Raw genomic sequence first — 17,475 nt, 5'->3', positions numbered from 1 at the left:
ATGCATTGCCGATTCTGGAATCCCAGGCTCAGCGTCCGAGTCAATCTGTCGCATCAGATCTGTGCATGCCCTAGTGCTTTCGCAGGGACGACAGTGGTTTTGTGGCCCGGCCAGCGGACCCACCATGTCGCTCCCGATATGTAAGTAGCCCCTCACTGCTCCCGCAACATGATCAGCGGGTCGGCACTGTCGGGGACGCGGCGCCACTGGGCGTTGTCATCGGCCTCGAACTGCCAGGTCTCGCCCTTGGCCGACATCAGGATCATCTGGCCGTGATCGAGCCGCCACGTCGTCGGGTTGAAGGCGGCGACCGCGGGATCGCATTTGCCTTTCATGAACACCTGGAAATTGTCGTTGCCGGCGTCGGTGTTGGTCAGCACCAGGGCGCAGATCGCCTGGCCGTTGCCGCGCACCATCGACCAGTCGCCGATCATCTGGTCCATCGACTTGGCGAGCGAGCGGGCAGCGGCGAGATTTTGCAGGATGTAGACTCCCTCGTTGGTGCGCTTGCCCTCGAAGATGCCGGTCTCGACCTCGGTGAAATCGATCACGGCCTCGTCGGCCGCATTGTGCAGCCGTACGATGTCGCCGAGGCCCTTGATGCTCCAACCGGTGATGTCCTTGGTGAAGGGCAGCGCCGCGGCGCAGGCCGGCTCGAGCTCGAGCTTGAAACCTTGCGGCGTCGCATCGCTCTTCAGCGTCACGACGCAGGTCTTGCTGCGCTCGGTGGTGGCGAGCTCCCACTGCCCGATCATGTCCTTCTTCAACGTCGTGACATCCTGCGCGGCTGCCGAACCGCACGCGGCCAGCAGCAGACACAGCACGACGTTGAAGCGGGACAATGCCATCAGCGATCCCTAACGGGCGTCTCGGCAACCGGCGTCAGCGGCGGCTTGCCGGCGAACCAGTTCGTGATGTTATCAACCACAAGCTGGTCCATCGCGTTGCGCGTCACCACCGAGGCCGAACCGATATGCGGCAGCAGCACGACGTTCTGCATCGCCTTCAGCTCGTCCGGCACGTTCGGCTCGGCCGCGAACACGTCGAGACCGGCGGCCAGGATCGTGCCGGATTTCAGCGCAGCGACCAGCGCCGGCTCGTCGACCACGGAGCCGCGCGCGACATTGATCAGCACGCCGCGCGGGCCGAGCGCCTTCAGCACGTCGGCATTGATCATCTTCGCGGTCGAGGCGCCGCCCGGCACGATGACGATCAGGGTATCGACCGCCTTCGCCATCTCGATCAGGTCGGGATAGTGCTTGTAGGAGACGTCCTTGGACGGATTGCGCGAGTGATAGGACACCGGCACCCGCGAGGCCTCGAGGCGGCGCCCGATCGCCTGGCCGATCCGGCCCATGCCGACGATGCCGATCTTGCGGTCGCGCAGCGAACCGACGCTGAGCGGATAATTCTGGGTCTGCCACAGGCCGGAGCGCACGTAGCGATCGGCCTTGACGAACTCGCGCAGCGTCGCGATCAGCAGCCCCATCGCGACGTCGGCGACCTCCTCGGTCAGCACGTCGGGCGTGTTGGTGACCACGATATTGTGATCGCGCGCATAGGCGGAATCGACATGGTCGTAGCCGACGCCGAAGCTGCCGACGATCTCGAGCTTCGGGAACAACGCCATCGCGGTCTTGTCGGTCGCCATCGTGTGATAGGTGACGGCGATGCCGCGGATCTTGCCCATCGTGTCGGGCGTCAGGCGCTCGAGGTCGCCGCGGCTCTCGGCCTTGTGCAGCACGTACTGGTCGGAAAACCCGTTTTCGAGGATTGGCCGGATCGGTCCATAAATCAGCAGATCGATCTTTTCGGAAGAAATCGGGGCCATCAACTTTCCTTTCCTAACGCGCTCTCATGCCAACGCCGCAACAACAGGTGCGAAACTAGCGCCAGCAACCCATAAATGACAATCCCGGCCAGCGATAGCAGCAGAAGTGCTGCGAACATGCGGGGAATATTCAGCCGATAGCCGGATTCGGCGATCCGGAACGCAAGGCCCGAGCCGGCACCGGCGCTGCCCGCCGCGATCTCCGCGACCACGGCGCCGATCAGCGACAGGCCGCCGGCGATGCGCAGGCCGCCGAGGATGTAGGGCAGCGCCGCGGGCAGCTTCAGGAACAGCAGCGTCTGCAGCCTCGACGCGCCATAAAGTTGAAACAAACCGGCGAGGTTGCGATCGACCGAGTTGAGGCCGAGCGTGGTGTTCGACAGCACCGGAAAGAACGCCACGATCCAGGCGCAGACGATCACGGCGGTTTGCTGCTGCAGATAGATCAAGAGCAGCGGCGCGATCGCGATCACGGGGGTGACCTGCAAGACCACCGCATAGGGAAACAGCGAATATTCCAGCCATTTCGACTGGTTGAACAGCAGCGCCAGCACGACGCCGCCGACCGCGGCGGCAATGAAGCCCTCGAGCGTGGTCAGCAGCGTGACGCCGAGCGATTGCGACAAGATCGGCCAATCCGCAACCAGCGTCTTCAGCACCAGGAGCGGGCTCGGCAGCACATAGGGCTGGATGCCGTAGGTGCGGACGATCGCTTCCCAGAGCACGAGCCCCGCGGCGAACACCGCGACGGGAAGCAGAAAACGGATGAGATCCTGCGGAGACTTCATGCGCCCGCCTGCCCTGCATAGGATGGCGCCAGCGCATGGGAGACCTCGCGGCAGAACGCGGCATATTCGGCCGAGGTGCGGAACTCCTCGCCGCGCGGCTCGGTCGATGCAATGCGAAACTCGGCGCCGATCCGGCCCGGACGCGCCGTCATCACGATCACGCGCTCCGAGAGATAGACCGACTCGAACACCGAGTGCGTCACGAAGATGACGGTCTTGTGCAAGTCGCGCCACAGCGACAGCAGATCGTTGTTGAGGCGAAAGCGCGTGATCTCGTCGAGCGCCGCGAACGGCTCGTCCATCAGCAGGATGTCAGGATCGGTGACCAGCGCGCGCGCCAGCGACACCCGCATCTTCATGCCGCCGGACAATTCGCGCGGATAGGCGCCGGCGAACTCCGCCAGCCCGACCTGATCGAGCGCAGCATCGATGCGCATTTCGGCGTCAGCCACCGGCGCACGGGCAAGCTTCAGCGGAAGGCGGACATTGTCGCGCACGGTGGCCCACGGCATCAGGGTCGGCTCCTGGAACACGAAGCCGATCCTGTGGCTGCCGCGCCGCTCGGTGCCGTGATGCGCGAGCTCGACCGTGCCTGTGCTCGGTGTGGCGAGGCCTGCGATAATTCGCAGCGCGGTGGATTTGCCGCAACCGGAGGGTCCGAGCAGCGAGACGAACTCGCCGCGCTTCACATCGAGGTCGAGCGGCCCGAGCGCCATCACTCCGCTATCATAAGTCTTGGTGACGCCGCGCAGGCGCACCGCTGGTCCACTGGCATCGGCTTTCGGCACGGCGCTCTCTACCATCGACGGCTGGATATTGCTGAGCGCGATCGTGCCGCGAAGGACACCTCTCCCCATCGGGGAGAGGTCGCGCCGAAGGCGCGGGTGAGGGGGTGCAGGTCCCACGAGAGGCCGGGACCCCTCACCCGGATCGCATCTGGCGATGCGATCCGACCTCTCCCACAGGGGGAGAGGTAGACTGCCGACGCCGCAACATTCGCGTCAAAGTTCATCGCGTCCGCAGCCGTCAGTTCTTCGGCCGGAGTTCGACGCCGACCGCCTTGTTGACGAAGCGCAGCGTGTAGCCCTGGCGATAGTCGATGGTGCTCTTGACCACGCCGGCGCGCACCATCTTGTCGAAGAAGCTCGCCATCCGCTCATCGGTCATGGCGCCGATGCCGTTCTTGATGGAGTCGCCGGAATCGACGATGCCGTACTCGCGCATCTTGGCGACGCAATAGGCGAGCAGCTCGTCGTTCATGTCGGGATTGAGCTTCTTGATCATCGCATTGCCGGCCGAATTGTCGCCGTAGACATAATGGTACCAGCCGACAATCGACGCATCGACGAAGCGCTGCACCAGGTCCGGCTTCTTGTCGACCAGGTCGCGGCGGGTCTCGATCAAGGTCGAATAGGAGTTGAAGCCGTAATCGGCGAGCAGCAGCACGTTCGGCTTGAAGCCGGCGGCCTTCTCGACCGCAAAGGGCTCGGAGGTGACATAGCCCTGCATCGCGGTCTGCTTGTTCACGATGAAGGGCTGCGGGTTGAACGTGTAGGGCTTCACCTTGTTCTCGTCGAAGCCGTATTCGGATTTCAGCCACTGGAAGTAGCTGGTGATGCCTTCCTTCGAGATCAGCAGCGTCAGCGGCTTCAGGTCCTCGATCTTGCTGACCTTAACCTCCGGGTGGGTCAGGAAGACCTGCGGGTCCTTCTGGAACATGGTCGCGACGGCGACCAGCGGCACGTTGTTGGTGACGGCGTCGAAGGTCTGCAGCGAGTTCGCACTCATGAAGAAGTCGAGCTTGCCCGCGATCAGGAGCATGCGGTTGTTCTCGTTGGGACCGCCGGGCACGATGGTGACGTCGAGGCCGTATTTCTTGTAGGTGCCGTCGGCAAGCGCCTGGAAGAACCCGCCATGCTCGCCCTCGGCGACCCAATTGGTGCCGAACGAGACCTTGTCCAAGGTCTTGTCCGAGCTCTGCGCCCGCGCCGGGACGAGACCTGCGGAAACGCCGAGGGTGGCGGCCAGCAGCGCTGTGGTTAACGCTCGCAGCAAAAAGGCCGGGATCATGGTTGGACTCCGTCTGATATTATGGCCCATGATGGAAGGCGGGAAGACGTGGACCGCGCCCGGAGACGCGAACACCCCACTGATGTTAAACAAACTAGCCTGCAAATCCATCCCATGAAACGCTTGTATTGAAACGACCGGCTTGATGACCTCGACGCTTCCGCCCCGTGACTGGACCGCCATCCATTGGCCGGATATCGCCAAGGGCGCGGCCGCGCGCTGGATCGCGGTGCTGCCACTGGCCGCGACCGAGCAGCACGGACCGCATCTGCCGCTTGGAACCGACGTCATGATCGGCGAGGCGTATCTGACGCGGGTGCAGGCGCTGCTGCCGGCGGCCATCCCGGCGACGTTCCTGCCCGTGCAGCCGGTCGGCATCTCCACCGAGCACATCGATTTTCCGGGCACGCTGACCCTGCCGACCAACGTGGCGCTGAACAGCTGGATGGCGCTCGGCGAGAGCGTGGCACGCGCCGGGATCAGGAAGCTCGTAGTGGTGACCAGCCATGGCGGCAACTCCGCCGCGATGCAACTCGTCGCGCAGGATCTGCGCGCGCAACACAAAATGCTGGTGGTGACCACGAGCTGGTCGCGCTTCGGCACGCCGGACGGGCTGTTCGAGGCCGACGAACTGCGCCACGGCATCCATGGTGGCGCGGTCGAGACCTCGATCATGCTGGCGAAATATCCGCAACATGTGCGGAAGGATGCAATCGCGGACTTCAAGCCCGCGAGCATTCAGATCGAGAAGGATCACCGCTGGCTGTCGACCCAGCGGCCGGCGCCGTTCGCCTGGCAGGCGCAGGACCTCAATCCAAGCGGCGCGATCGGCGATGCGACCAAGGCTTCCGCGGACAAGGGCGAGCAGCTGCTCGAGCACGGCGCGCGTGCGTTCTGCGAGCTGCTTGCCGACGTCGACAGGTTCGATCCGGGCGTATTCGGGGGCAACTGACCGGGTCTGCCTGGTCCTCCTGACGCTTGATCAGTAGGGTTGAGCTGAAAGTGGCGTCGAAGATTCACCTCTCCCTTGGGAGAGGTGCACCGAGCTTGCCGCGAGCCGATTTAAACTCATCTCGCTGCGTTTTGCTCGCGACGAAACAATTCACGAAACCATATTTCCCGGCCGGGCTTCGAACCGGAACCGGAAAGCCTCCGTCCAACGGGCATGCGGACCAAACCGGCGCCGCGCTCAAACAGGATGGAGTATCCCATGTCGATCAAGACCAAGTTTGCCGCCCTCGCCCTCACCGCGCTCGCCGTGACCGGCACCATCGCGTCCACCACCTCGCAGGCCGAAGCCAAGCCGTATGGCTGGGGCTGGGGCGTTGGCGCGGGCCTCGTCGGCGCCGCCATCGTCGGCAGCGCGATCGCGGCCAGTGACGGCTACTACGACGCCGGCTATCGCCGCTGTGGCTGGGTGCGCCAGTTCGACGCCTACGGCAACTACATCGGCCGCGTGCGCACCTGCTACTGATCGACGGGTTTTTCCAAAGGCTGCGGATCCTGCGTTCGGCACGGGTCCTCATCCACCCCGTGTCGCACACGACCCGTCCCGGTGATCCCCCCGGGCGGGTCAACCTTCGTCAGCTCGCTGACATACCGGCGCGGGTCACAGATATTTCGCGATCAGCCGGAAGTCGCGCAACACATTGCGGCCCTTCGGGCCTGATGCCTTCAGCGTCTCCTCCAGGCTGTGGCCGATGTGATCGTGGATCAGCGCCTTCTTGGCGCTCTCGATCGCGCTCTCCACCGCCTGCAATTGCTGGGCGATCTGCGCACAGGGCCGGCCCTGCTCGATCATCTCGACGATGGTCTCGAGATGGCCGTTGGCGCGCTTGAGGCGCCGGGCGATGGCAACGTGCGGATGGTCGTCGGACATATGGTTCTCCTATCCTCCCTGGAGGATAATCATGATCCTCCCCGGAGGATAGCAGATTCGGCTTGACACGCGTTTGTGTCAGGCATAGTGCCCGATTGTCGGAACATTCGTTCCGCGCCGGGGTTTTACCCCAGAGACCAACCCGACCACGAGCCAGCACAGAAGGCACATGGGCAGTAGCAACTCAGGCGACAGTAGACCCACGACGGGACTGTTGACGCCGCAACACAGCAAGACTGATCGCGCAGATTTCGCCTGCGTGGATGGGTGGTCGCGCCTCAGCTGATCGCCTGCTCCTCACCGGCCTGCCGCGCGACAGCGGAAGTGGAGGTGAGCGATGTTCGAAAAGCTCGCAAAATTCCGGCCGTTTGAGCCGCGGCAGATCCGGCCGCGGGCGGCCACCTATTCCAATGACAACCTGCCGGGTTTTCGCCGCCCGGCGGACCGCCGGCGTCCAACCCCGGCCTGCCATTGGATCCTGATCGACGGCCGGCTGGAGTGCCGGTGGATCGTCGAAACCACCCTCGAATCATCAGCGAATGATCTCGACCGACAGCGGCGCGCGGACCGGCATTCCGGCCCGCGCGCAACAATCGCGCGTTTCGCCGCAAAGATGACCGCAACCGCCTGAAGGACCGGCATGGACGAAGGACCTAGTTGTCCCGTTGCGCGCGATCGCGGCGCGACAACGGGACGCCCTCCGGGGAACGACATCAGTTTTGGAATTGCCGCTGCTCACGGCAGCGGAGGTTGCGCGCGCGCCTAGCCGCTCCGCGTCCCTCGTGCCGTGCCCAACGGGCAGCGAGGAGACGATCGGAGCAAGCATGACAAAGACCGCAAGACATATCGCAACAGAACCGTCGCGCCGGCAGAGGCGCTTCGTCCAAAGCCCGCTCGACCCGGTGATGCAGAGCCTTGCCGGCATCATCGGCGAAAGCGCCGGCCTCGTGGGCCACCTCGCAGCACTCGGCATCGTGCTCGTTTTCGATACCGGCACCACGGCACCGAGGCGCCCGCCCGCGGCAACGCCACGGCCGGCACCCGATGCGGCCAACATTGTCCGTTTCCCGACTCGCCGAAACGCCAAGCCACGCAATTGAGAAGGAATGAGTCATGACCGTCGTCAATGACTTGAAGATGCGCGCCTCCGGTCGTGAGGCCACCGCCAACCCGGACGGCACCGCCGTGCTGGACAATGCCCATCTCGGCGACATCCGCGGCGCGCTCGGCAGCATCGCGCGGGACGACACCGCGCCGCGCGCGACCCTGCTTGCCCGCCTGAAGACCCTGCTGGCCATCGTCGGCCCCGGCCTGATCGTGATGGTCGGCGACAACGACGCCGGCGCCTTCGGCACCTATACCCAGGCCGGCCAGAACTACGGCACCACGCTGCTGTGGACGCTGCTGCTGCTGATCCCCGTGCTCTACGTCAACCAGGAGATGGTGGTGCGGCTCGGCGCCGTCACCGGCGTCGGCCACGCGCGGCTGATCTTCGAGCGTTTCGGCAAGTTCTGGGGCGCCTTCAGCGTCATCGACCTCCTGGTGCTGAACGCACTGACCATCGTCACCGAATTCATCGGCATCACTTTCGCGCTCAGTTTTCTCGGCGTCTCGCAGTTCTGGGGCGTATTGGCTTCGGCTGTCATCGTGATGCTGGCGGTCTCGACCGGCGACTTCCGCCGTTTCGAACGCTTCGGCATCGTGCTGGTCGCCGGCAGCCTGCTGCTGGTGCCTGTCATCCTGATGGTGCATCCGCCGATCGGGCAGATCGCCTCGGACTTCTTCGTGCCGAAGATGCCGCACGACGCCAAGCTCAGCGAAGTGATGCTGCTGATCGTCGCGATCGTCGGCACCACCGTGGCGCCGTGGCAATTGTTCTTCCAGCAGAGCTACATCGTCGACAAGCGGATCACGCCGCGCTTCATCCGCTATGAGCGGATGGATCTGTGCATCGGCATCGTGCTGGTCGTGGTCGGTGCCGTGGCGATGATCTCGTTCTGCGCGGAGGTGTTCGCAGGAAGGCCCGAATTCGGCAATTACACCGACGCGCTGGGGACCGCAGTGGGACTCGAGAGATATGCCGGCCGGCTGCCGGCGGTGCTGTTTGCGCTGGCGCTGCTCGATGCCTGCATCATCGGTGCGGCGGCAGTGTCTCTCTCGACCGCCTATGCGATCGGCGACGTGTTCGCGGTCAAGCACTCGCTGCACCGCAAGCCGTGGGACGCGAAAGGCTTCTACAGCGTCTATTGCGGGCTGATCGTGCTCGCCGCCGTGCTGGTGCTGACGCCCGGCACGCCGCTCGGGCTGCTCACCAACGCGGTGCAGACGCTCGCCGGCGTGCTGCTGCCGAGCGCGACGGTGTTCCTGCTGCTGCTCTGCAACGACCGCCACATCCTCGGACCCTGGATCAACTCGACCCGGCTGAACCTGTTCACCGGCGCTGTCGTGGCCGGGCTGGTGATGCTGTCGGTGATCCTGACCGCCGCGGTGCTGTTCCCCGATCTCGGCGAGGCCTGGATCATCGGCGTCCTGGTCGGCGGCAGCGTGCTGGCACTTGCAGTCACCGCGCTGGTCAAGCTGTACGAGGTGCTGTCGGGCGGCAACGCCTCGTTCCGCTTCAAGCGGCACTACCCGCCGCTGTTCGACCGCGACACCTGGCGGATGCCGCCGCTCGACCGGCTGCCGCCGGCGCGGCTCAGCCCACTGAGCCGGATCTGGATGATCGTGCTGCGCTTCTATCTGGTCGTCGCCGCCGGGCTCGTGCTGCTGCGGATCGTCCAGCTCGCCACGGTCGGGGCGTGACGGCCGTGTCCCTCGGTCGCGGCCGTCGATGGGGCGCGATCGTGTTGTTCAGGCTGGCGAGCGCCATCCTGCGCGGCGCAACCGCGCTCCATCAGCGACGCATGATTTCAGGCGCCGGCTTAAGGACGGCGCTGTCGATGGTGCGATGTGTGGAAAGGGCCGGCGCGAGGATCGTGCTCGGCAGGGCAGCGCAACCGGCATTCATCAAGACTGGGGAGGACGACAATGGTGGCGTCGATTGAACGGCCGGGGCTCGGCCGATTTGCCACAGGCGGGTGTTCGATCGCAACCAGGGAGGGCTGCTGCCGCGCGCTGTTACGTGACTGTCATAGTGGCATGCAAATCGAAGAGGTATCCGGAGCGCCTCAGTTGCTATTGCGAATGATTTGCAATAAGCATCAGGGGATGCTAGGTGCTGATCTGGCTTTGGATGGGACGACACGGATCGGACCGGGGACGGCGGGCGATGACTTCAAATCTCGGGTGGCAAGTGGCCGCCAAATCTGCAATGCCGGGCGAAACCGCCAACCGTTCGCGGAAAGCCGCGTCATGACCTGCGTCCGCCTCTCCCGGGTTCGGATCGCCGCCGGCGCAGCGCTCGGCGCGGCCGCATTCGGCACGCCTGCCGCCGCGGCCGACATGGCCGTCAAGTCACCGGCCCTGAACGCGGTCTACAGCTGGACCGGCTTCTACGTCGGCGGCCATGTCGGCTATGGCGACGGCACGCTCGGTCCCAATACCAATCCGCTTCCCCTGCAGGCCGTCTTCTTTCCACACAGCATCACGGGTGGGATCGGCGGCTTCCAGGTCGGGTACAATCACCAGTTCGCGAACCGCTTCGTGCTCGGCGTCGAGGCCGATGCGACATTCGTCGGGCCGGTCGATCTGCCGCGGCGCATGCTCGGCCCCTTCAACTCCTCGATCGACTATGTCGGCACCGTGCGCGGCCGTGCCGGCTACGCCCTCAACGGCTGGATGCCTTATGTCACCGGCGGCTTCGCCTGGGGCCGCACCCAGGTCCGGGTCAATGACAATGCCGGCAACGTCGTCTCCGAACCGGGGCAGTATCAAACCGGATGGACCGTCGGCGCCGGCGCCGAATTTGCGCTGAGCGGCAACTGGACGGCCAAACTCGAATACGACTACATCGACTTGTCGCGCCGTACGATCGGTCTTGGCGACTTCGGCATGCCCGGCGTCAGCATCGACCCGCGGCTGCACCTGCTGAAATTTGGGCTGAACTACCAGCTCGGCGACTCGCCATGGTCGGCGACCCCGAGCAAGCCCCTGCTGCCGGAATCCGACAATTGGTCGGTGCATGCGCAGACGACGCTGATCGGACAGGGCTACCCGGCCTTTCGCGCGGCCTATAGCGGCACCAACAGCCTCCCGGCGGGCGGACTGGCGCAGCAGACCTGGACCACGACCGCGTTCCTCGGCGTCAAGCTGTGGGAGGGTGGCGAATTCTACTTCAACCCGGAAACCGCCCAGGGCTTCGGCCTCAACGGCACGCTCGGCCTTGCCGGCTTCCCGAACGGTGAAGCCCAGAAGGCCGGCGCCGAATATCCGAGGATTCGGCCGCAACGTTACTACTTCAAGCAAACCTTCGGCTTCGGCGGCGAGCAGGAGGACGTTCCCGACGGTCCCAACCAGGTCGCGGGCAAGCGCGACATCGATCGCCTCACCCTGATCGTCGGCCGTTTCGCGATCGGCGATTTCTTCGACGGCAATTCCTACGCCAAGGACCCGCGCGCCGACTTCATGAACTGGGCGATGTGGGCGTCGGCCGCCTACGACTTCCCGGCCGACCTGCCTGGCTACACCCGCGGTGCCGTGGTCGAATTCAACCGCAAGGACTGGGCGGTGCGCGCCGGCGTGTTCCAGGTGCCCAATGCGCCGAACAGCGACGTCTTGATCTCCAATCCCAACAATGGCGGTGCGGTGGTCGAGTTCGAGGGGCGCTATTCGATCTTCGACCAGCCCGGCAAGCTGCGGGTCGGCGTGTTCGGCAATCGCGGCAACACCGGCAATTATCGCCAGGCGCTGGCGATCGAGGACGCCAACCCGGCGCTCGACATCAACGACGTGATGGCCGGCATCCGCAAGGACAACACCAAATACGGCTTCTACCTCAACGGCGAGCAGCAGATCGCAACCGATGTCGGCCTGTTCGGCCGCCTGAGCTGGAATGACGGCCGCAACGAGATCCTGTCGTTCACCGATGTCGATCGCAGCGTCTCCGGCGGCCTGTCGATCAAGGGCAGCTCCTGGGGCCGGGCCAATGACACGATCGGCATCGGCGGCGCCGTCAACGGGCTGTCATCGGTCCATCGCGACTACCTCGCCGCCGGCGGCCTCGGTCTTCTGATCGGCGACGGCGCGCTGAACTACAGTCCGGAGCGGATCTTCGAGACCTACTACGCCTACCAGGTGAACAAGAACCTGACGCTGACCGCGGACTATCAGTTCATCACCAACCCCGCCTACAACGCCGACCGCGGCCCGGTGCACATCATCTCCGGCCGCATCCACGGCGAGTTCTGACAGGCACCGCCTCCCGTCATTGCGAGCGAAGCGAAGCAATCCATAGCGCCGCGTATGCCGAAGCATGGATTGCTTCGTCGCTTCGCTCCTCGCAATGACGGTTGAATTGGTTGGGCAGCAAACGCCCTCCCCCACTCAGATATATGTAGACCCCCCGGGCTTGCCGCAAGCCCGGGGTTATCCCGTAGAACGCGCGCCCAATCGAACGGAGGAGTGCGGGATGCGGGAACATGCTGTGGTGATTGCCGGCGGAGGTCCGACCGGGCTGATGCTGGCGGGCGAGCTGGCGCTGGCCGGCGTCGATGTCGCGGTCGTCGAGCGGCGCGCGAGAGCGGACCTGATCGGCTCGCGGGCGGGCGGCCTGCATGCGCGCACCATCGAGGTGCTCGATCAGCGCGGCATCGGCGACCGCTTCGTCGCGCAGGGGACGCGCCATCCCGCGGTGCTGTTCCACTCGCATCTGGTTCCGCTCGATATCACCGACTTTCCGACCCGGCGCAATTTCACGCTCGGGCTGTTCCAGACCCATACCGAGCGCATTCTCGGCGAATGGGTGAGCGAGCTCGCGGTGCCGATCTATCGCGCGCGCGAGGTGACCGGCTTTGCGCAGGACGACGCCGGCGTCGATGTCGAACTGTCGGACGGCCGGCTCCGCGCGCAGTATCTCGTCGGCTGCGATGGCGGCCGGAGCATCGTGCGCAAAGCGGCCGGCATCGAATTCGCCGGATGGGATCCGACCAGGAGCTGGCTGATCGCCGAAGCCGAGATGTCCAGCGAACCGCAATGGGGCTTTCGCCAGGACGACACCGGCACCTATGCGATCGGCAAGGTGGAAGACAGCGGGCGGGTGCGGGTCGTGCTGACCGAGCGGCAGCTCGGCACCGACAGAGAGCCGACCCTGCGCGACGTCAGCGAGACGCTGGCCGCCGCGTACGGCACCGATTTCGGCATTCACAGCCCGGCCTGGATCTCGCGCTTCACCGACATGACCCGGCAGGCGGTGAGCTATCGCAAGCAGCGCGTGCTGCTGGCCGGCGATGCCGCCCATGTGCATCCGCCGATGGGCGGACAGGGCCTCAATATCGGCGTGCAGGACGGGGTGAATCTGGGCTGGAAGCTCGCCCAGGTGGTGAAGCTGATATCGCCGGACAGCCTGCTCGACAGCTATCAGACCGAACGGCATCCGGTCGCGGCCCGCGTGCTGCGCAACACCATGGCGCACGTCGCGCTCAGCCGCACCGATGCGCGCAGCAAGGCGCTGAACGAAATCGTTTCCGACCTGCTCCGCATGGACGAGCCGCGCCGGCGATTTGTCGCGATGATGTCGGGCCTCGACCTGCATTACGATCTCGGCTGTGGCCATCCGCTGCTCGGACGCCGCATGCCCGACCTCGACCTCGTCACTGCCGACGGCCCGCGCCGGGTCTTCGCGCTGGTGCACCAGGCGCGGCCGGTGCTGCTGAATTTCGGCGAGCCCGGCAGCATCGACATCGCGGGATGGGCCGATCGGGTTCAGCTGGTCGACGCCGACGATGCCGGCGCCTTCGTGCTTCCCGCGCTCGGCCCGGTTCCGGCACCCGCCGCAGTGCTGATCCGGCCCGACGGCTACGTGGCGTGGGTCGGAGACCGGACGCAGACCGGGCTCACGGAAGCGCTGACCAAATGGTTCGGCGCGCCGACGTAAGTGGGACGCCCTACCCGGCAGGCTGGAACGAATCCGCGCGCGCCATCGCCCAGGCGTCGCGGAAGCGGCGGTCCTGGGTGCCTTCGAGCAGCTCGCCCGGGCGCAGCGTCGGATAGAGCTCGGCGAAAGTGCTGACCTCGGTGGTCGAGCTGCGCTGCGAGAAGTGGATCGGGCGCAATTCCTTGGTGTGCTCGAGGCCGGCGGCGGCGAGCAGCTCGGTCAGCGCGTGCAGGGTCGAGTGATGGTAGTTGTACACGCGCTCGATCTTGTCCGGCACATAGAGCGCGCGGTTGCGGATCGGGTCCTGCGAGGTGACGCCGGTCGGGCAGCGGTCGGTGTGGCAGCTCAGCGACTGGATACAGCCGAGCGCGAACATGAAGCCGCGGGCCGAATTGCACCAGTCGGCGCCGATCGCCATCGCGCGCGCCATATCGAAGGCGGTGGCGACCTTGCCCGAAGCGCCGATCTTGATGCGGTCGCGCGCACCGATGCCGATCAGCGCGTTGTGGACGAAATTGACGCCCTCGCGCATCGGCATGCCCAAATGGTCCATGAACTCGAGCGGCGCGGCGCCGGTGCCGCCTTCATTGCCGTCGACCACGATGAAGTCGGGATAGAGCCCGCTCTCCTTCATCGCCTTGCAGATCGCCAGGAACTCCCAGGGATGGCCGATGCACATCTTGAAGCCGGCCGGCTTGCCGCCGGACAGCTTTCGCATCTGGGCGACGAATTCCATCATCTGGATCGGCGTCGAGAACGCCTTGTGATAGGCGGGAGAGATGCAGTCCTCGCCCATCGGCACGCCGCGGATCTTGGAAATCTCCTCGGAGACCTTCGCGGCCGGCAGCACGCCGCCATGGCCGGGCTTGGCGCCCTGGCTGATCTTGAGCTCGACCATCTTGATCTGGTCGTCGCCCGCGACGCTTGCAAAGAGCTCCGGATTGAAGGTGCCGTCTCGGTTGCGGCAGCCGAAATAGCCGGAGCCGACCTCCCAGATGATGTCGCCGCCCATCTCGCGGTGATAGGGGCTGACGCCGCCCTCACCGGTGTCGTGGGCGAAGCCGCCCTTCTTGGCGCCGGCATTCAGCGCCCGCACCGCGTTCGGGCTGAGCGCGCCGAAGCTCATCGCCGAGATGTTGAAGACCGAGGCCGAATACGGCTTGGTGCAGTCGGGCCCGCCGATGGTGATGCGGAATTTCTCGTCGGCACGCGGCTTCGGCGCCACCGAATGGTGCATCCACTCGTAGCCCTCGCGGTAGACGTCCTCCTGGGTTCCGAACGGCCGCTTGTCGAGCACCATCTTGGCGCGCTGATAGACCACCGCGCGGGTGTCGCGCGAGAACGGCATGCCGTCCTTCTCGCTCTCGAAGAAATACTGCCGCATCTCGGGGCGGATTTCCTCGAGCAGGAAGCGGACATGCGCCGAGATCGGGTAGTTGCGCAGCACCGCGTGGTTCTTCTGGGTAAAGTCGCGGATGCCGAGCAGTGTCAGCGCGCCGAAGATGACCAGCGGGATCAGGATGATCTTGAAGACCTTGTGGTCGAAAATTCCAACCAGCAGCAGGAGCACGGTGACAACGGCGCAGATCGTCAGCACGATGAAGCGCGGCGAGAACGGAAGCAGAAGCGTGTCCATGAAATCCTCCGGTCTGCCTGGAATACCCTGTCGGCGGGTGAGCCTAATCCAACTCGCGGAACAAGTGCACTACGGTTATACGGCCGAGCAGTCACAGATGTGACAACCGCCCGGATGGGCGGGTGCGGGTGCCGCGGTCTCGCTGCTGCAGTGCAACGGAGGGGCTGCGCGACGCTGACTTGTTGCTCCCTCGCCCCGCTCTTGCGGGGAGAGGGTTGGGGTGAGGGGCCCTTCCGCGAACACGGTGGCAGTTGCATTCGCGGAGAGTCCCCCTCACCCGGATCGCATTCCGCTAGCGCTGCATGCAATCCGACCTCTCCCCGCAAGCGGGGCGAGGTAAGAAAAGCGCCCGCCCCCCTCAATGGTCGTGCGGCTGCAATTCGTGCGGGATGTGCCCCGGCTTGAGGCCATCGCTGGCAAGCCACGCATTGGTGGTGTCGAGGGCGCGTGCGATGTGATCGGCGGTTCGAGAGAAATCGTAGGGCGAGCCGACCAGCGGGCAGAGCGGCGGCACGACGAAATATTCGACATCGGGGCCGATATTCTCGAGCTCGTTGACGAGCTGTCGCGCGATCAGGAGCGTCAGCGCATGCAGCGCATTGGCGAGCGCGCCGACCGGCGGCGCCTGGTTGGCGCAGGCGTGTCCGGTCGGCAGCACGATCAGGCGTTTTGCTCCATGCTTCACGGCGACGCGGACCGGCGTGTTGCTGGAGATCGCGCCGTCGGCGAGGAAATGATCGCGGTAATGCACCGGCGTGAACGCGCCGGGGATCGCGGTCGAGGCCACGATCGCCTCCGCGGCGGAGCCTTCCGACAGCACGACGCTGTCGCCGCTAATGATGTCGGTCGTGACGATATAGATCGGGATCCGCGCATCCTCGAGATTGCGGAACGGGATGTAATCGTCGATCAGCTTGCGGACGCCGTCATGCGGGATCAGGAAGTCGCGCCGCCACAGGAAGCTCACCAGCGTCCGCCAGGTCACCGGAAACACGTCCTGCCGGTCCAGGCCGCGCCAAATCTCGGCCAGCCGCGCCACCCCCGAGACCGTCGGGTCGCCGGCATAGAACGCGCCGTTCAATGCGCCGACGCTGGAGCCGACCACCATGTCGGCGACCACGCCATGCGCCGCGAGTGCCTGCAGCATGCCGACCTGGATCGCGCCAAAGCTGCCGCCGCCGGCAAACACAAAGGCGGTCTTCGGTGCATCCGGATCGGTGATGGACAAGGTGCGGCTCCCTCGGGTCGCCGCGTTCGGAAGGGCTGCGCGGCGTTGGGGAGTGTTATAGCAGCGGCGGATTGGTACGCACCACAAACACCATCGTCGTCCCGGCCGAGTGCGCAATTGCGCACGGGGGCCGGGACGACGTAGAACTAACGCTCGACGAACGCCTTCTCGATCACGAAGTGACCAGGGGTGTTGCCGCTGCCTTCCTTGAAGCCGCGGGTCTCGAACAGCTGCTTCAGCTCTTCGAGCATCGCCGGGCTGCCGCACATCATGATGCGGTCGGTCTCGATGTCGAGCGGGCCCTGATGCAGGTCGGTGAACAGCTGGTTGGAGGTGATCAGGTCGGTGATGCGGCCGCGGTTGCGGAACGGCTCGCGCGTCACGGTCGGATAGTAGGAGAGCTTCTCGGACAGCAGCGGCCCGAACAGCTCGTCGTCGCGCAACTTGGCGACCAGCTCCTCGCCATAGGCGAGCTCGGAGACCTGGCGGCAGCCATGCACAAGCAGGATCTGGTCGTAGCGATCATAGACCTCGGGGTCCTTGATCAGGCTGGCGAACGGCGCAAGGCCGGTGCCGGTCGACAGCAGCATCAGCCGCTTGCCGGGAATCAGGTTGTCGGTGATCAGCGTACCGGTCGCCTTGCGGCCGACCAGGATGGTGTCGCCCTCGCGGATCTTCTGCAGCTTGGAGGTCAGCGGACCGTCCTGCACCTTGATCGAGAAGAACTCGAGCTCTTCCTCGTGATTGGCGCTCGCCATCGAATAGGCGCGCAGCAGCGGCCGGCCATCGACCTCGAGGCCGATCATGGCAAACTGCCCATTCTGGAAGCGGAAACCGGAATCGCGGGTCGCCCGGAAGCTGAAAAGCGTATCGGTCCAATGCTGAACGGAAAGAACTTTCTCTCGATAGAACGCGCTCATGTGTTTTCGTTTTCTCGACTGACCAGATTTAGAATGGTTTGATTTCTAGACTGCTCGCGACGGCGCAGAAGTGGCCGAAATCACTGAAGATCT

At 65.1% G+C, this 17,475-nt stretch carries 16 protein-coding genes; 7 read left to right on the top strand and 9 right to left on the bottom strand.

Annotation, left to right across the window (positions count from 1 at the left end; all coding sequences use genetic code 11):
* Positions 1-152: 152 nt before the first annotated feature.
* The 5 genes from QMZ05_RS29590 to QMZ05_RS29570 form a co-directional block, all read right to left on the bottom strand.
* Positions 153-848: an AprI/Inh family metalloprotease inhibitor gene (locus tag QMZ05_RS29590; protein ID WP_353703966.1), complete on the bottom strand. Its 696-nt coding sequence runs from the start codon at positions 846-848 to the stop codon at positions 153-155.
* On the bottom strand, positions 848-1,831 hold the full coding sequence (locus QMZ05_RS29585) for a 2-hydroxyacid dehydrogenase (RefSeq protein WP_353703965.1): 984 nt from the start codon (positions 1,829-1,831) through the stop codon (positions 848-850). Before QMZ05_RS29585 ends, QMZ05_RS29590 begins: the two co-directional genes overlap by 1 nt.
* Positions 1,831-2,619, bottom strand: coding sequence for an ABC transporter permease (locus tag QMZ05_RS29580; RefSeq protein WP_353703964.1), 789 nt, complete (start codon positions 2,617-2,619; stop codon positions 1,831-1,833). Before QMZ05_RS29580 ends, QMZ05_RS29585 begins: the two co-directional genes overlap by 1 nt.
* Positions 2,616-3,422, bottom strand: a complete 807-nt coding sequence (locus tag QMZ05_RS29575; protein WP_353703968.1) for an ABC transporter ATP-binding protein — start codon at positions 3,420-3,422, stop codon at positions 2,616-2,618. Before QMZ05_RS29575 ends, QMZ05_RS29580 begins: the two co-directional genes overlap by 4 nt.
* A gap of 223 nt (positions 3,423-3,645) precedes the next feature.
* Positions 3,646-4,689 carry an ABC transporter substrate-binding protein gene (locus QMZ05_RS29570; protein WP_353703963.1) on the bottom strand — a complete coding sequence of 348 codons (1,044 nt, stop codon included), beginning with the start codon at positions 4,687-4,689 and terminating at the stop codon, positions 3,646-3,648.
* A gap of 145 nt (positions 4,690-4,834) precedes the next feature.
* Here QMZ05_RS29570 and QMZ05_RS29565 point away from each other — a divergent pair, with 145 nt between their 5' ends.
* The gene (locus QMZ05_RS29565; protein WP_353703962.1) at positions 4,835-5,641 is read left to right on the top strand and encodes a creatininase family protein; all 807 of its coding nucleotides are present in this window, start codon (positions 4,835-4,837) and stop codon (positions 5,639-5,641) included.
* Between the two features lie 258 nt (positions 5,642-5,899).
* The gene (locus QMZ05_RS29560) at positions 5,900-6,163 is read left to right on the top strand and encodes a hypothetical protein (RefSeq protein ID WP_353703961.1); all 264 of its coding nucleotides are present in this window, start codon (positions 5,900-5,902) and stop codon (positions 6,161-6,163) included.
* Between the two features lie 135 nt (positions 6,164-6,298).
* On the opposite strand, the gene QMZ05_RS29555 is transcribed toward QMZ05_RS29560, so the two are convergent.
* Positions 6,299-6,568 (bottom strand): metal-sensing transcriptional repressor, encoded by a 270-nt coding sequence (locus QMZ05_RS29555; RefSeq protein WP_279709920.1) that lies wholly within the window; start codon positions 6,566-6,568, stop codon positions 6,299-6,301.
* A gap of 337 nt (positions 6,569-6,905) precedes the next feature.
* Between QMZ05_RS29555 and QMZ05_RS29550 the strand changes: the two genes are divergently transcribed.
* The 5 genes from QMZ05_RS29550 (at position 6,906) to QMZ05_RS29530 (ending at position 13,598) form a co-directional block, all read left to right on the top strand.
* Complete coding sequence (locus QMZ05_RS29550) at positions 6,906-7,199, top strand: hypothetical protein (RefSeq protein ID WP_353703960.1); 294 nt, start codon at positions 6,906-6,908, stop codon at positions 7,197-7,199.
* Between the two features lie 193 nt (positions 7,200-7,392).
* Positions 7,393-7,668: a hypothetical protein gene (locus QMZ05_RS29545; RefSeq protein ID WP_353703959.1), complete on the top strand. Its 276-nt coding sequence runs from the start codon at positions 7,393-7,395 to the stop codon at positions 7,666-7,668.
* Positions 7,669-7,705: 37 nt separating this feature from the next.
* On the top strand, positions 7,706-9,370 hold the full coding sequence (locus QMZ05_RS29540; RefSeq protein WP_353703967.1) for an NRAMP family divalent metal transporter: 1,665 nt from the start codon (positions 7,706-7,708) through the stop codon (positions 9,368-9,370).
* Positions 9,371-9,919: 549 nt separating this feature from the next.
* On the top strand, positions 9,920-11,914 hold the full coding sequence (locus tag QMZ05_RS29535) for a carbohydrate porin (protein ID WP_353703958.1): 1,995 nt from the start codon (positions 9,920-9,922) through the stop codon (positions 11,912-11,914).
* 220 nt (positions 11,915-12,134) lie between these two features.
* The gene (locus tag QMZ05_RS29530; protein WP_353703957.1) at positions 12,135-13,598 is read left to right on the top strand and encodes an FAD-dependent monooxygenase; all 1,464 of its coding nucleotides are present in this window, start codon (positions 12,135-12,137) and stop codon (positions 13,596-13,598) included.
* A 10-nt stretch (positions 13,599-13,608) separates the two neighbouring features.
* Here the strand turns inward: QMZ05_RS29530 and QMZ05_RS29525 are convergent, their stop codons facing one another.
* The 3 genes from QMZ05_RS29525 to QMZ05_RS29515 all read right to left on the bottom strand — a co-directional run bounded on the left by QMZ05_RS29525 (position 13,609) and on the right by QMZ05_RS29515 (position 17,382).
* Positions 13,609-15,234: an FMN-binding glutamate synthase family protein gene (locus QMZ05_RS29525; protein WP_353703956.1), complete on the bottom strand. Its 1,626-nt coding sequence runs from the start codon at positions 15,232-15,234 to the stop codon at positions 13,609-13,611.
* A gap of 358 nt (positions 15,235-15,592) precedes the next feature.
* On the bottom strand, positions 15,593-16,462 hold the full coding sequence (locus QMZ05_RS29520) for a patatin-like phospholipase family protein (RefSeq protein WP_353703955.1): 870 nt from the start codon (positions 16,460-16,462) through the stop codon (positions 15,593-15,595).
* A 146-nt stretch (positions 16,463-16,608) separates the two neighbouring features.
* Positions 16,609-17,382 (bottom strand): ferredoxin--NADP reductase, encoded by a 774-nt coding sequence (locus QMZ05_RS29515; protein WP_024581583.1) that lies wholly within the window; start codon positions 17,380-17,382, stop codon positions 16,609-16,611.
* Between the last annotated feature and the right edge of the window lie 93 nt (positions 17,383-17,475).

It is taken from the genome of Bradyrhizobium sp. INPA03-11B, from assembly GCF_040446015.1.
GTDB lineage: Bacteria > Pseudomonadota > Alphaproteobacteria > Rhizobiales > Xanthobacteraceae > Bradyrhizobium > Bradyrhizobium macuxiense_A.
This window is presented reverse-complemented; position numbering and strand designations above follow the sequence as displayed.